The 12807-nt window shown below is 43.0% G+C and carries 11 protein-coding genes; 3 read left to right on the forward strand and 8 right to left on the reverse strand.

Translation table 11 applies throughout. From position 1 onward, the window contains the following. The first annotated feature begins 215 nt into the window (after nucleotides 1-215). The 3 genes from BM156_RS11465 to BM156_RS11475 all read left to right on the forward strand — a co-directional run bounded on the left by BM156_RS11465 (nucleotide 216) and on the right by BM156_RS11475 (nucleotide 3748). Nucleotides 216-2504 carry a hypothetical protein gene (locus BM156_RS11465; protein WP_093920014.1) on the forward strand — a complete coding sequence of 763 codons (2289 nt, stop codon included), beginning with the start codon at nucleotides 216-218 and terminating at the stop codon, nucleotides 2502-2504. A 112-nt stretch (nucleotides 2505-2616) separates the two neighbouring features. After that, nucleotides 2617-2880 (forward strand): DUF1456 family protein, encoded by a 264-nt coding sequence (locus tag BM156_RS11470; RefSeq protein WP_093920015.1) that lies wholly within the window; start codon nucleotides 2617-2619, stop codon nucleotides 2878-2880. A 214-nt stretch (nucleotides 2881-3094) separates the two neighbouring features. Further along, nucleotides 3095-3748, forward strand: coding sequence for a methyltransferase domain-containing protein (locus BM156_RS11475; RefSeq protein WP_093920133.1), 654 nt, complete (start codon nucleotides 3095-3097; stop codon nucleotides 3746-3748). 83 nt (nucleotides 3749-3831) lie between these two features. Here BM156_RS11475 and BM156_RS11480 read toward each other — a convergent pair whose 3' ends face one another. The 8 genes from BM156_RS11480 to BM156_RS11515 form a co-directional block, all read right to left on the reverse strand. Beyond that, nucleotides 3832-4911: a dipeptidase gene (locus BM156_RS11480; RefSeq protein WP_093920016.1), complete on the reverse strand. Its 1080-nt coding sequence runs from the start codon at nucleotides 4909-4911 to the stop codon at nucleotides 3832-3834. A 24-nt stretch (nucleotides 4912-4935) separates the two neighbouring features. Continuing rightward, entirely contained in the window at nucleotides 4936-6042 is a 1107-nt protein-coding gene (locus BM156_RS11485; RefSeq protein ID WP_093920017.1) for a D-TA family PLP-dependent enzyme, read from the reverse strand. Beyond that, nucleotides 6035-6505: a RidA family protein gene (locus BM156_RS11490; RefSeq protein WP_093920018.1), complete on the reverse strand. Its 471-nt coding sequence runs from the start codon at nucleotides 6503-6505 to the stop codon at nucleotides 6035-6037. The genes BM156_RS11485 and BM156_RS11490 overlap by 8 nt, the downstream gene beginning before the upstream one ends. Nucleotides 6506-6551: 46 nt before the next feature. After that, entirely contained in the window at nucleotides 6552-7871 is a 1320-nt protein-coding gene (locus tag BM156_RS11495) for a gluconate:H+ symporter (protein WP_093920019.1), read from the reverse strand. Between the two features lie 265 nt (nucleotides 7872-8136). Beyond that, entirely contained in the window at nucleotides 8137-9141 is a 1005-nt protein-coding gene (locus BM156_RS11500; protein ID WP_093920020.1) for a cytochrome d ubiquinol oxidase subunit II, read from the reverse strand. Then, the gene (locus tag BM156_RS11505) at nucleotides 9134-10444 is read right to left on the reverse strand and encodes a cytochrome ubiquinol oxidase subunit I (protein WP_093920021.1); all 1311 of its coding nucleotides are present in this window, start codon (nucleotides 10442-10444) and stop codon (nucleotides 9134-9136) included. The genes BM156_RS11500 and BM156_RS11505 overlap by 8 nt, the downstream gene beginning before the upstream one ends. 100 nt (nucleotides 10445-10544) lie before the next feature. Continuing rightward, nucleotides 10545-11123, reverse strand: coding sequence for a uracil-DNA glycosylase family protein (locus tag BM156_RS11510; protein ID WP_093920022.1), 579 nt, complete (start codon nucleotides 11121-11123; stop codon nucleotides 10545-10547). 65 nt (nucleotides 11124-11188) lie between these two features. Beyond that, nucleotides 11189-12619 (reverse strand): PQQ-dependent sugar dehydrogenase, encoded by a 1431-nt coding sequence (locus BM156_RS11515; RefSeq protein ID WP_093920023.1) that lies wholly within the window; start codon nucleotides 12617-12619, stop codon nucleotides 11189-11191. Between the last annotated feature and the right edge of the window lie 188 nt (nucleotides 12620-12807).

Consider the following 12807-nt stretch of genomic DNA (forward strand, 5'->3'; position numbering starts at 1 on the left):
TTGTTTACTCTTTGTTGTCGTTTGTCTTCTCCTTAAGGCAGTTGGTGGGAGCCTTGTGGTGCTTTGTCAACTCCTTGGGAAATAGCTGCTTCACCTCTTGAATAAACCTTAATTCAAATATAAAGTGTTTTGATTAGTTAGCAATAAAATGAATTGATTTTTTATGAAAACTTTATAGCTTTAGCTCCAAAATTCATAACTTCTAATCAAACAATATGAACCTGATCGAAATCTGTATCGCTTTTGTGGCTGCTATTATTAGTGTTGGAACACCTTTGGTCTTTCAGGTCATATCGAAGTTTGATGAGAAATACCAGTCTGCAAAAGTTATTGATCTGTTTAAGAAGGAAAGCAAGTTTGAATGGTTAAAGGGATTGATTATTGCAACGCCAGCCTTTGCGTTGTTGTATGTGTTAATTTCATTTTTAGTAGTTTTTATTCATGAAAACAGGTTTAGTAATTTACTCTTTATCATCTCAGCACTTCTTTTGTTGTCAACAGGCTTATTATTGTCTCAATTTATATTCTTTTCTTTTAAAGTTTTAAAATTCAGTAATCCTTTTTCTTTTGTAGAAGCAAGAATCAAATATTTGGAAAAGAATACGAAGACCAAAAGGGTTGAATCTGATGATAGCATGGAGGTAGTTACCAATTTCTTCCTTTATTCATTATCAAAGGAATTGGTTGATATTTGTACTCTGATCCCTAGATATATGGTTGCTGTTTCCAGATGCTATGAAAAAAACTCAAAAAATGGTATAGTTGAATTTCCAGATAAGTTTTATGAATCAACTCGATACATAGCACAGGAGTTTTCGTTGTCAGAAAGTGCAAGATTAAAGAAACTTGAGAATGTAGCGTCTGGATTTGATTGGTTAATTGGATCAGCAGATGGGCTGAAGATATCTGAAAAGACATACAATGTACTTTGGTCAAGTTTGACATACCTGGTTTCAAATAAGAAGGATGATGTGGTTTTTGCATATTGGAGGAGATCATCACGATACTTTGAATTTGAGTTAAGGCGGCCTGCTAAAATATATTCGACTCCTGATTCTACAGATAAAGTTAATCAGGAAGAGATTAATCAAAAAGAAAAAGAACGTGACGAATTTCGCGATTTTCATTATTATCTGGGAGGGATGTTATTATCTGAAAACCGGATGATGTGTATCCGAAAAATTTGGGATCATACCAATAGCGAACCACCAAGATATCCATTGTTGCCATCAACAATGGGTGAGATATTTAATCGTTATTTTAAGTTATGTACCACCTTTGATAACGAGTTATGGGAAAAGGCTGCACGATTTAATTTTCCCAAAAATGATTCTATAAATTTTGACTGGGAGGTAAATGGGATGATTAAAAGATACTTGGTGCTTCTGTTTCTGAGGCAATACACTTTGAGAAAATATTTGATGACACAAAATTATTTTAGTTTGCCAAAGTCACCGGATTCTCAAGCAGGTAAAAGGCATTGGCTTGAATGTCTTCCTTGGTTTAGGGAACGATTAGAAGAGTATATGGCGGATGAAAATTTCATGGAACTTCTACGATTTGATAAGATCGAGGGGGCCTGCGACGAAAGGGGATTATCAAGGCCGTTAGCATTAATTGATGAGTTTAAAGAACGACTCGAGGCAGACCTCAAACAAGCTGAAGTTGAACAACCGATATCCGAAGAAAAAGAGAAGAATTTTTTAACTGTAAGCAAATCCTTAATCGAAAGTGCAACTGTAGAATACGGAAATGTTTTGGTTAAGGAAAGCGGGATTAATGGGAAGGAATACAATTCATTTTATATCGGTGGTGAATTCCAGGTAGTTTCGAAAAGTGATTTTGCAGACGAACAAGGCTATGATCACATCAATTACGATTCGTTTTTAGCAGAAAGTATATCAACAAAACTTCAGATGGGGATTTCGGAGACATTTTTAACATCGGTTAAGGCAAGTTATTTATTAAAAGAGGAAGACTTATTTCCAGCTATCGATCGTTTGGGTGTTATTGATAAACCAGAAGATTTTATGATTGTTTCTTTTCGTAATAACATTAAATATTTTATGGATGTTTTAGAGGTTGGTGAATTAAGCAGCGAGAAATACAAGGGGATTGATATAGTTGATATCTGGACTTGTGATAGTCGTTTAGTTAGAAGTATGTTTTTTATTCTTAGGAAATCAGACAAGCCTATATTTGTATTTGAAGAGCCAAGGAGAAAATGGAAAGAAACATATGAACCCAAAGAACAAATTTTATCTCCAGAACCTATTTGGGCTTCAATCATCGATCTACACAAGCATACTACAGTTCAGGGGAAACTTCGGGAGCAAGGACTGAATGACGATTTGGATGATAAAGTGCTGGTTTCAATTGAAATGCTAGCAAAAATATCCTGGAAAAAGACTGCAAAAGTTATTGCTCTTGTATTGGCTAATGCCTATGAAGATAAAGGGCTTCCCAATAAGTTGGAAGAAGTTAAACCCTTCAATAAAAATTAAAGAAAGGGGCATGCTAAATTTATTTGCTACTTTTGACCATGCGTTTACGGCTCCAACCTTAAAAGCGGGAGCAGCGTTATTAGCCATCAATTTTCACTAAAAAAGAGAGTATATGCCCCTTACCAATAATGACATTCTGAAAAAGCTACGCGTAGCCCTGAAATTGCGCGATGAAGATATTGTGGAGATTCTAAATCTGGTGGATTACAAGGTGACCAAGAGCGAGTTGGGAGCTTTTTTCCGAAGTGTTGAACATCCGAATTACAAGCCGCTTCAGGATCAGATTTTACGAAATTTTCTGAATGGACTGATTATTTACAAGCGTGGCCCGCGGGAGCAGAAACCTGCGAAAGGCCCGGATAAAAAGCAGGAATAGGCTTTTTCAAGTTTAATTCCGCACCGTATCAATATAGGCGGGCTGAAGGCGGTTGCATGCAACAGGAAATTCTGAAAGTTCGTTGTATACAACCGCTTTCTTTTTGCTTTAGGTTGAAGTCTGCGATTATGGGCATTCAGCAATAGGGAAGCAGATACAACAGAAAAATAAGAATGATGCTCAGCCCGAAGCCTTCGTGCAAGCACGCAAACAAATGGTTCGCATGCAAATTCAAGCCAGCGGTATCCAAGATCAGGAGGTGTTGGAGGCCATGCGAACCGTTCCCCGTCATCAGTTTGTTCCGTTGGACTATCTGGCAGAAGCCTATCGCAACGATCCACTGCCAATTGGCTACGGACAAACCATCTCGCAGCCTTACATTGTTGCCTATATGACCGAACAGATTTGTCCCCAATCTGACTTTAAAGTGTTGGAGATTGGTACAGGTTCGGGCTATCAGGCTGCTGTGCTGGCCGAAATTGTTGATTCGGTTTATACCATTGAAATTGTGGAGGAGCTTGGGCAGGCGGCTAGGCAGCGCTTGCTGGATTTGAACTACAACAACGTGCGGGTAAAGATTGCCGATACCATTGCTGCAGAGGCTGCAGTTGCTTTCAGTGAGCATTTTGAGGTTGAACTGGTGTATTGTTTCGAAAAGCCCGGCGTATTGGAAGATGCTGACGATGATGCTTCTGTGATGAGCTCGTTGACTTACGAAACGTTTAAAGGCTTGCAGGAAAGTGGTGCCATTCATGCCAGAATGATTCCCAAGCTGGACAATAGTTTCAATGCCATCAAACGAGGAGTATCAACAGTGCGTATCACCAATATTCCTGGTTTGCAAGAAGGCGGAACGAGCCTGAATTAATCGCAGAAATTATTTTAGCCGATAACTTATAAGGCCCCGATCCAATAATTAGATCGGAGCCTTTTTTTATGGTTGAGCTATTTTTAGCTAAAATATTCTTGTAGAAAGCGGATGAAATTACGGTGCATAATGTTGTCAATATCCTCCGAATTGTAGCCTCTCTGGGCGAGGAGATGAGGCAGTTTTTGCAAATCAGCGATGGTGTCCAGGTCGTGTGGGCATTGTTCGGTCCCAAAAGCTCCATCGAGGTCACTACCCACTCCGGCGTGTAAGGAGTTGCCAGCCAGCTGACAGATGTGGTCAATGTTGTCCACCATTAAATCGAGCGTTACCTGGCGTTCTTTAGGATCAGACTTCCCACGAATCCAGTTTGGAACCATCATCCAGGCATCGAGTGCCAAGCCAATTACGGCTTTCCGGTTGATCAACTCTTTGATCATTTCGTCGCTGAACTGGCGATTGTGGTCCACAAAATGACGGCAGTTATTATGACTGGCCCAAATGCTTCCTTGGTATACTTCGAGGGCATGCCAAAAAGCATCGTCGTTGAGATGAGTCATATCCAGAATCATATTCAGCTGATCCATGGTTTTTAGTAGTTCAACCCCACGGGCGTTGAGCCGTCCACTTGAGTCGGTTCCATTGGCATAAACTCCCGGGCCGTAGTGGGCAGGACCAATCGCTCGCAAGCCATAACCGTAGGCTCTTTCCAAGTGGTTCATTGACACGATTGAGTCAGCTCCTTCAAGGCTAAGCAGGTAGCCAATAGGTGTTTGCTCCGAGGGATTCTCCCAAAGTTTTAAGCTTTCCGCAAGGCTGGTTGCATCGGTAATGGGCTTCATTTCGCCGGCTTCTTCCATGGTGCGGTACCATTGCAGCTGTCCTTGGGTTTGAGCCCACGCTTGTTCCTGCGAAAACCAGCCGGGAATTGGGCTGCCAGGTTTTACCACTCGTGCAATTTGTGTGGCTACAACCAGCCCGACATGGCCTTCACGTAAGGCTGGAAATGAAACGGTGTTTTTTTCCCGGTCGGGTTTGTCGGTCATCCCTTTTTCACTAGCCCTGATTTGTTCAACAGTCCACCGTTGATCCCGATTCCATTCCATGGCATTCATGGAAATGTCGAGATGGGCATCAAAACACAATATTTTTTTGTCGTTCATTGGTTTGTTCTTTCGTTGTTTGATTTAGTAGATTCGTTTGCGTGCGGCAACTTGCCAGGTCTTTACAACTTCCTGCTGTTTCACCACATACACTTGCTCGTGAAGGGCTATGGTAGGGCAAACATGCTTCGGAATACCATAAACCAACTGGCCGATTGGTAATTCAGATGCTTGTTTACTCTTGATAACCAAGTGTTCTTCGCTATGATTGATGACTTCATCAATTGGCAGGTCCAGGAAACGGAGACGTGGATGAGGCATTTCGGAAGCCAAAGCTTTGTAGCCAAGGTCGAAACAGATATACCCATTGGGTTTGCTGATTACGCGTGTGGCGATGACTGCTGCTGGCTGAAATTTCAACTCGGGCATTTCGTGGGTGTAGCCTTCATCCCAAAACACAGGCGTTCCGGGGCAAAGTGTCCGATCTGGATATTGGGCATGAATGGGGAAGGTTGGTGTACCTCCACAAGTAAGTTCGCCAACAGAAATGCCTTGTTGCTGAAGTGTTGCTATCAGCTCTTCTACGGATTTGAAGTCTTGCTCTGTTTGTTGTCTGCGGGCTTCAATATCTGCAGAATGAATATGTCCATCGTAAACGTGCAAGCCTGAAAATTTCAGGTTCTTATGAGTCTGAATAGCTTGAATAAGCTGCAAGGCTTGCTTGGGATCAATGCCCGTGCGATGCATGCCATTGTCAAGATCAACAAAAACAGCAGTTGTCAGTCCGGTCTGTTCACTAGCTTTATTTAGAGCTGTTGCAGCTTCGTATGAGTCAACCGTTACCGCAAATTTCACATTGGGAAAACGGTTGCACAGCTTTAAAAAATGCTGAATGGCAGGTCCGAGCAGGGGATATGCCAATAAAATATCTTTCCCACCCTGTTGGGCAACCATCTCAAGCTCGCTTAAGGTAGCGCATTTAAACTTCTCAATGCCAAGTTCAATTTGCAGGGCAATTAATTCAGGAATCTTATGCGTTTTAACATGAGGACGCAAGCGGGAAGTACCTCCGGCAAGTTTAATCATTTGCTGGAGGTTGGAGTTTACCCGTTCCTGATAAATGAGCACGGAAGGGGTAAAAACTACCTCTTCGTTGGCGATGGAGTACCACATCTCGGATGGACTATTCATGATCGTGAAGTTCGAAAATACACTCTACTTCAACGGCAATATTTCCAGGAAGGGACATGCCAACGGCGCTTCGGGCACCTTTCCCGTTTTCTTCGCCAAAAACGTCAACCATAAACTGGCTAAAGCCATTGATTGTTTGCGGGTGTTCTTCAAACTCCGGGTAGCAGTTGACCATCCCCAGTGTTTTGATGAGGCGTTTAATTTTTCCCAGATCTCCTAATTGCGCTTTTATGGTTGCAAGCATGGTTAGTCCAACCTGTTGAGCTGCAAGTTGTCCTTCTTCAAGGGTGAGGTCCCTGCCAACTTTTCCTTTAATGAGTTGGCCGTTACTTTGCAGCGGGCCTTGACCGGAGACATACAAGTAGTTACCGGTTATCAGAGTCGGATGATAAATTCCACCGAGGGGAGGAGCTGGTGGTAGTTCAAGTCCTAAGGCTTTAATTTTTTCTTCTACAGTTTGCATGATATTCCTGTTTTTAGGTGTAAAAAATAGCTTTATTCTAATTGATTTAGACGAAAATACTGACGATAAAAATGCCAATCAGGCCAACAACGGAAATGGTGGTTTCCATGACCGTCCAGGTCATCAGGGTCTCCTTTACTGAAAGGTTAAAATACTCTTTAAACATCCAGAAGCCACCATCGTTAACGTGCGAAAGCATCAGGCTTCCAGATCCAATGGCCAGAACCATAAGTTCCGGCGAAACACCGGGGCTTGTAGCCAAGGGGAGGACAATGCCGGCAGCTGTCATTCCGGCGACGGTGGCTGAGCCAACTGCCACGCGAATGACGGCAGCGATGAGCCAGCCCAGGAATAGCGGGGAAAGTTGTGATTGGCTTAATAGATCGCCCAGGTAGTCACTAATTCCGCTGGTCACCAAAATTTCTTTTAAGCCTCCCGCGCCTGCCAATATCAATAAAATCATGGCAATGCTTGAGATGGCATGAGTAAGCCCGTTCATAATCTCACCGATCTTTTTCCCACGTCGAATGCCGAGTGTGTAAATGGCAAATAGAACAGAAATCAGCATGGCAAAAACTGGGTTCCCAATGCCTTGTAGCACTCCATATATGGTTGAGCCTTTGGGAACCAGGTAGGAGCCAATCCCGGAGGACGCAATCAGAATTACGGGCATTAATGCAGTGACAATGCTGATGAATGTTGAAGGAAGTTCTTCTTCCTCGAGAGGCGCTTGTCCTGTAAAATCCTCCAGCGGTTTGGCTTGAATGTGTTTAAAGCGTGGGGATAGAATGGGACCGGCAATAACAATAGCCGGAATGGCTACCAGTAGTCCCAAAAACATGGTTTTCCCAAGGTCGGCATTAAACATGTCGGCAATCGCTGTTGGGGCGGGGTGTGGGGGCAGGTAGCCATGAGTAACCGACAAGGAGGCAAGCATGGGAAGTCCTACAAATAAAAGCGGAAGTCTGGTGGCAGCCGCAACAGTAAAGACAATGGGAACAAGAATAACAAAGCCGACCGAGTAAAACATCGGAATGCCAACAATAAAGCCGGTCAGCATTAAAGCCCAATGAATTTTTTTCAGCCCAAATGCTTTCACCAAGGCATTGGTAATTCGTTGTGCAGAACCGCTGTCGGCAACTAGTTTACCAAGCATGGAGCCAAACCCCAGTATAAGTACCAGCAAGCCCAAAGTGTCCCCCATGCCCTTTTTCATGGCATCAATGGTAGTGTCTAAGGACAAACCCATTCCCAAGCCCACAAAAAGGCAAACCAATGAAAACGAAATAAAGGCATTCAGCTTGAATACAGTAATGAGTAGCAAGAGCAGAATTACTCCTGTAATGACAATCAGTAAAGGTAGCATGTTGTTCTTGTTTAGTTTAGTTAGTTGCCACTTGCGCGACAGGTTTTAAGCGGCTTTTGTTTTTAGGGGTGGGAATAAAACAAGAGCAATATCTTAAAACAAACCCATGCAAGCAGTTGTCTTTCAATCTGCTCGTATGGGTTCATAAATATAGAATATAATCTTGAAGAATGAAATGATTGTACGACCTCATTTCATTCTAAATAATGTGATTATCAATTGTAATAAGCGCCAATATTGGCTTTGCTTAACCTCTTTTTATTGTTTAAGAAGAGGCTTTTTTATCGAATTTGAATGTTTTGTATAAATAGCCCATAAAAGGGAAAATGATCAACACTCCAACAATCAAAGCAATTAGGAGGTGTAGCTGTGTTTGTTCCGATGCAACTGAGCTTTGAACAGTAATGTCTGTCCCGTCATTAATCTTCACAAGTATGGGGAATTGAATGGCAAACCAGCCCACAACGATCATGGTTGTTTGAAAACCGGCGATAAGCCTTAAATAGTTTTTATTGTTCCGGTTGAGGTTGACCCATAAGAGAGGCAAAGCCAGTGTTGCCAAAATAATACTGATCATACTTGGTGTTGAATGGTAGAACTCGTAAAACAAAGGATGCCCATCAATTTGAGCGGCAGCAAATACAAAAGCACCAGCTAAAACGAGTGCCACGATGAGGTATTTACCCATCCGGGTGAACCGTTTTACGTGCACCGGGTCAGTGGTCTCTCCTAAAGTGAAAATATTGGCCAAAAAGGCAAATAAAACTACCAGAAAGATACCCATGCTAAACGAGAATAAATTGAGCCAAGGGTGCAAATAGACCCTGAAAAAGCCCAAACTATAATCGGTCGTAATTTCTCCCAGAATAATTCCTCCCATGGTTACTCCCAGAAAGAAGGTTGTAAACAGGCTGGAGTATCTAAAAATTGATGAGTAAATTGCTTTTGGGGTTTCTTCATCAATGTCGTAATGACGAAAGGTGAAGGCCGAGCCTCGAAAAATAATCCCAATCAGAACCAGTAGAACCGGAATGTGTAAAGCTGTAAGCACCGTTGAGTAAACAGTGGGGAACCCAACAAACAGGATCACGACCACCAAAATTAACCACACATGGTTAGCTTCCCAAACAGGTGCAATTGCGCGGGCAACAATGCCTGAGGCTTTTCCTCTCGAAATCAGTTCCAGAATTCCTCCGCCAAAATCAGCTCCACCAAGGAGCACATAGAGTAAAAGGCTAATGCCTAGTACGATTAGAATAATCTCAGTCATTGGATTTGTATTTGTTTTGAAGCATTTTAATTTGACGGCTCAAAAGCCAGATAACAATAAAGCTAAGTAGCAAGTATACAGCCGTAATGGTGTAGAACGTGTATTGGATTCCCGGCATCGGAGTCAGTGAATCTTTGGTTTTCATGATGCCGTAGATAATCCAGGGTTGACGGCCAACTTCGGTAACCACCCATCCGGCCTGAATGGCAATAAAACCAAGCGGAGTAGCAACAATCAGCAGTTTTAACCACCAACGCTTTTCAAGCCAGTGTTTCCATTTGTAGGTTCCTGCCAGGAAGATCACACCCAACAAGGCCAAAAACATCCCAATTCCCACCATAATTTGGAAGGAATAGTGTGTGATTGGAACTGGAGGCCATTCTTCTTCCGGAAACTCTTCCAACCCTTTCACCTCGGCTTTGAAATCGCCATGAGCCAGGAAACTCAGGAATCCAGGGAGTTTGATGGCATACTTAACTTCCCGGTTTTCAACATCGGGGATCCCTCCAATAATCAGCGGAGCCGACTCTTGAGTTTCAAAATGTGCTTCAAAAGCAGCCAGCTTGGCGGGTTGGCGTTCTGCTACACTTTTAGCGGCATGGTCGCCACTTAGTGGTTGCAACAAGGCAGCTACCGAAGCAAAAGCCAAGGCAATGGTGATTGCTTTAGCATGAATCTCGAGTTTGTTTTTCAGGTAGAGGATGGCGTGTACACCGGCAACGGCAAATCCGGTAGCCGAAAAGGCCGCAATAACCATGTGGTGCGATTGTACAAACCAAGCCTTGTTGAACATTGCTGCAACGGGATCAATATTGATTGCTTGTCCGTCGACCCAATCAAATCCCGCAGGAGCATTCATCCAGGCATTTGCCGAAATAACAAAAATTCCGGACATAACTCCGGCAATTCCGACAACCATTCCAATGTAAAGGTGTAGTTTTTTATTGAGGCGATTCCAGCCATATAGCCACAGCCCTAAGGCAATTGCTTCTACAAAGAATGCTGATCCTTCGTAGGAGAAGGGCATTCCAAAAATGGGGCCTGCATGTTCCATAAATGTAGGCCACAACATTCCCAATTCGAATGAAAGCACCGTACCCGAAACGGCTCCAACCGCAAAAAAGATGGCCACACCTTTAGCCCAGGCTTTAGCCAGGTCAAGGTATACCGGTTTTTGGGTCTTCAACCATTTCCATTCGGCGACAAACATAAACCAGGGCATCACCATGCCAATACAGGCAAAAATGATGTGGAATCCCAGCGAAACGCCCATCTGTAGACGGGCAGCCATAAATTCATCCATGTTATTATCTTTTCTTTTTTAAACCAATATTACCTCATTCAACACCCAAAAAGGATTTCTGTTTGATGGTCGAAAAGATAAAAGTGAGGCGACTTAACTATCAGTGACTTGCAAGGGCTTCATGAACGCGATTTCGTAGCTCTGGAAGTACGGATTGGACGAACCACGGGTTTTTAGCTTGCCAGATATTATTTCGAGGAGAAGGGTGGGGCAGAACAAAGAAACGGGGTAGATAATGGTTGAAGTTTTGAACCGTTTCAGTGAGTGTTCTTTTGGTTTGCTTGCCGAGGTAATGGTTTTGAGCGTATTGACCGATCAGCACCATCAGCCGAACTTCGGGCATCTGATTCAGCAGCTTGGAATGCCAGAGCGGGGCACATTCTTTTCGTGGCGGCAAGTCGCCTGATTTGCCTCTCCCCGGATAACAGAATCCCATAGGAATAAGCGCAATTTGGTCTGGATCGTAAAAGGTCGCTTTATTGACTTGAAGCCAGTTTCTCAGGTTGTCACCGCTCTTGTCGCCCCAGGGAGTGCCACTTTGGTGGACTGACAGCCCGGGAGCTTGCCCGACCAAAACAATTTTACTTTTTGAGCTGGCTGTTATCGTCGGTTTTGGACCTAATGGAAGATGAGCGGCACAAACCTGGCATTGGGTAATTTCTTTAAGGAGTTGTTCCATAGCTGTCAGCAAAACTACGGTATCTTTTAAATAAAAACCAATTTTGTAATTGCAAGGTTTTCTAATTAACTGAAAATGGATTTTTGCTCGTCCGGAGTAATTCTCAAAAGACGATCGGGGCTATTGGTGAGTACGTAAAGTGCTCCGTCAGGCCCAAATTTTAAATCACGAATTCGTCCCATGCCCTTGATGATAATTTCCTGTTGTACAACCTTATTGCCTACAACATCCAGTAACCTGATTTCCTGGAAAGCCAGTGCTCCAACAAGTAGATCATTTTCCCACTTTGGAAACAGAGGAGATTGAATAAAGGTGGTCGGGCAAACAGCAATAGATGGTGTCCATTGAACGACGGGAGACTCCATGCCTTCCTGATAGGTTTTATCTGAAATAATTTCGCCACTGTAGTCGATCCCGAAAGTCACTACAGGCCAACCATAGTTGGCTCCTTTATGGAGAATGTTGAGTTCGTCTCCTCCCCGGGGACCATGGTCTGTTGACCAAATTTCACCGGTTTTCGGATTGATGGTTAAGCCTTGCGTATTTCTGTTTCCCAAAGTATAGATTGCCGGTAAGGCTCCGGGTGTTGTGATAAATGGGTTGTCATCGGGAATGGAGCCATCCGGATTGATGCGAAAAACCTTTCCGGTTGGCTTGTTCAGCTTTTGCGAGTCCTTATCTCTTCCCATATCGCCGATAGTGAAGTAAAGAGAGCCTTCCTTATCAAAGATCAGCCGACAGCCCCATCGGTCACCATGAATTAAATGTAACGAGTCTGGCATTTGAAATAGAGTTTGTTCTTCTTGCCATTGATTCTCTGTAATTTTTCCCCGAACAATTTTGGTCATCCCAGGAGCATCTTTGTCGTCTACATTACCAAATGTTTCGCTGTAAGCCAGGTATACCCAGCGATTGGATTCGAAGTCAGGATCTAAGGCAATGTCCATGTAGCCTCCGGTAAAGCTGGCTGTGTGTGGCTTGGGTAAGCCAGTAATTGGTGTTTGATCAAGTTCGCCATTGACAAACCATTTGAGCGAACCGTGTTTCTCCGAAATCAGTGCACTGTCGGCATTTAAAAATTCGATGGCCCAGGGGGTTGCTAAATGATCAATAACAAGTTTCTCTACTTGCAGTCGGTAAGTTTTTGTTTTTACTTTTTCGGTACCCGTTTTTACTTCATGCGAATCGCGGTCTTGCTGAAAGGCAACAATGTATTTACTGATTGCTGTAATTTCCTTTTCGGTCAAGATTGTTTCCCAACCGATCATGGTTGAATTAGGGATGCCAAATTTAATTCTACTTGTGATGTAAGCTTCTCCTGCTTCATTTTTCCACAGTGAGTTCAATAACTCGGAACCAGAGGTTGTTCCTTGCAGCTGCATGCCGTGGCAGCCAGCACAGTGCAAGGTGTAAAGTTCTTTTCCTTTGGGTTTTTGGCAGGAACTGAATAGTACCGTAAAGCCAATGGCTATGAATATGAGACGTAGAGCAATCATAGAAAGATTTTAAGGGTGTGCTTTTAGTTGATGATTAAGTCCTTTTATATCTTTCCGCGCTGAGTATCGTATTTAACAACTCTATTATAAAGATGTTTTTCAATATATGAAAAATAATTCAATTTTAGTTTTGTATATAATTGTTTTAATGGGTAATGGATTGATTTCTAGTTAATAATGTAGATGTG

This window comes from Sunxiuqinia elliptica (assembly GCF_900113005.1).
GTDB lineage: Bacteria > Bacteroidota > Bacteroidia > Bacteroidales > Prolixibacteraceae > Sunxiuqinia > Sunxiuqinia elliptica.

Excerpts from the sequence above, each read along its gene's own strand:
- BM156_RS11475 (WP_093920133.1), top strand. The coding sequence starts at position 3,095 with ATGGTTCGCATGCAAATTCAAGCCAGCGGTATCCAAGATCAGGAGGTG.
- BM156_RS11490 (WP_093920018.1), bottom strand. The coding sequence starts at position 6,505 with ATGCAAACTGTAGAAGAAAAAATTAAAGCCTTAGGACTTGAACTACCA.
- BM156_RS11480 (WP_093920016.1), bottom strand. The coding sequence starts at position 4,911 with ATGAACGACAAAAAAATATTGTGTTTTGATGCCCATCTCGACATTTCC.
- BM156_RS11505 (WP_093920021.1), bottom strand. The coding sequence starts at position 10,444 with ATGGATGAATTTATGGCTGCCCGTCTACAGATGGGCGTTTCGCTGGGA.
- BM156_RS11515 (WP_093920023.1), bottom strand. The coding sequence starts at position 12,619 with ATGATTGCTCTACGTCTCATATTCATAGCCATTGGCTTTACGGTACTA.
- BM156_RS11465 (WP_093920014.1), top strand. The coding sequence starts at position 216 with ATGAACCTGATCGAAATCTGTATCGCTTTTGTGGCTGCTATTATTAGT.
- BM156_RS11510 (WP_093920022.1), bottom strand. The coding sequence starts at position 11,123 with ATGGAACAACTCCTTAAAGAAATTACCCAATGCCAGGTTTGTGCCGCT.
- BM156_RS11470 (WP_093920015.1), top strand. The coding sequence starts at position 2,617 with ATGCCCCTTACCAATAATGACATTCTGAAAAAGCTACGCGTAGCCCTG.
- BM156_RS11500 (WP_093920020.1), bottom strand. The coding sequence starts at position 9,141 with ATGACTGAGATTATTCTAATCGTACTAGGCATTAGCCTTTTACTCTAT.
- BM156_RS11485 (WP_093920017.1), bottom strand. The coding sequence starts at position 6,042 with ATGAATAGTCCATCCGAGATGTGGTACTCCATCGCCAACGAAGAGGTA.
- BM156_RS11495 (WP_093920019.1), bottom strand. The coding sequence starts at position 7,871 with ATGCTACCTTTACTGATTGTCATTACAGGAGTAATTCTGCTCTTGCTA.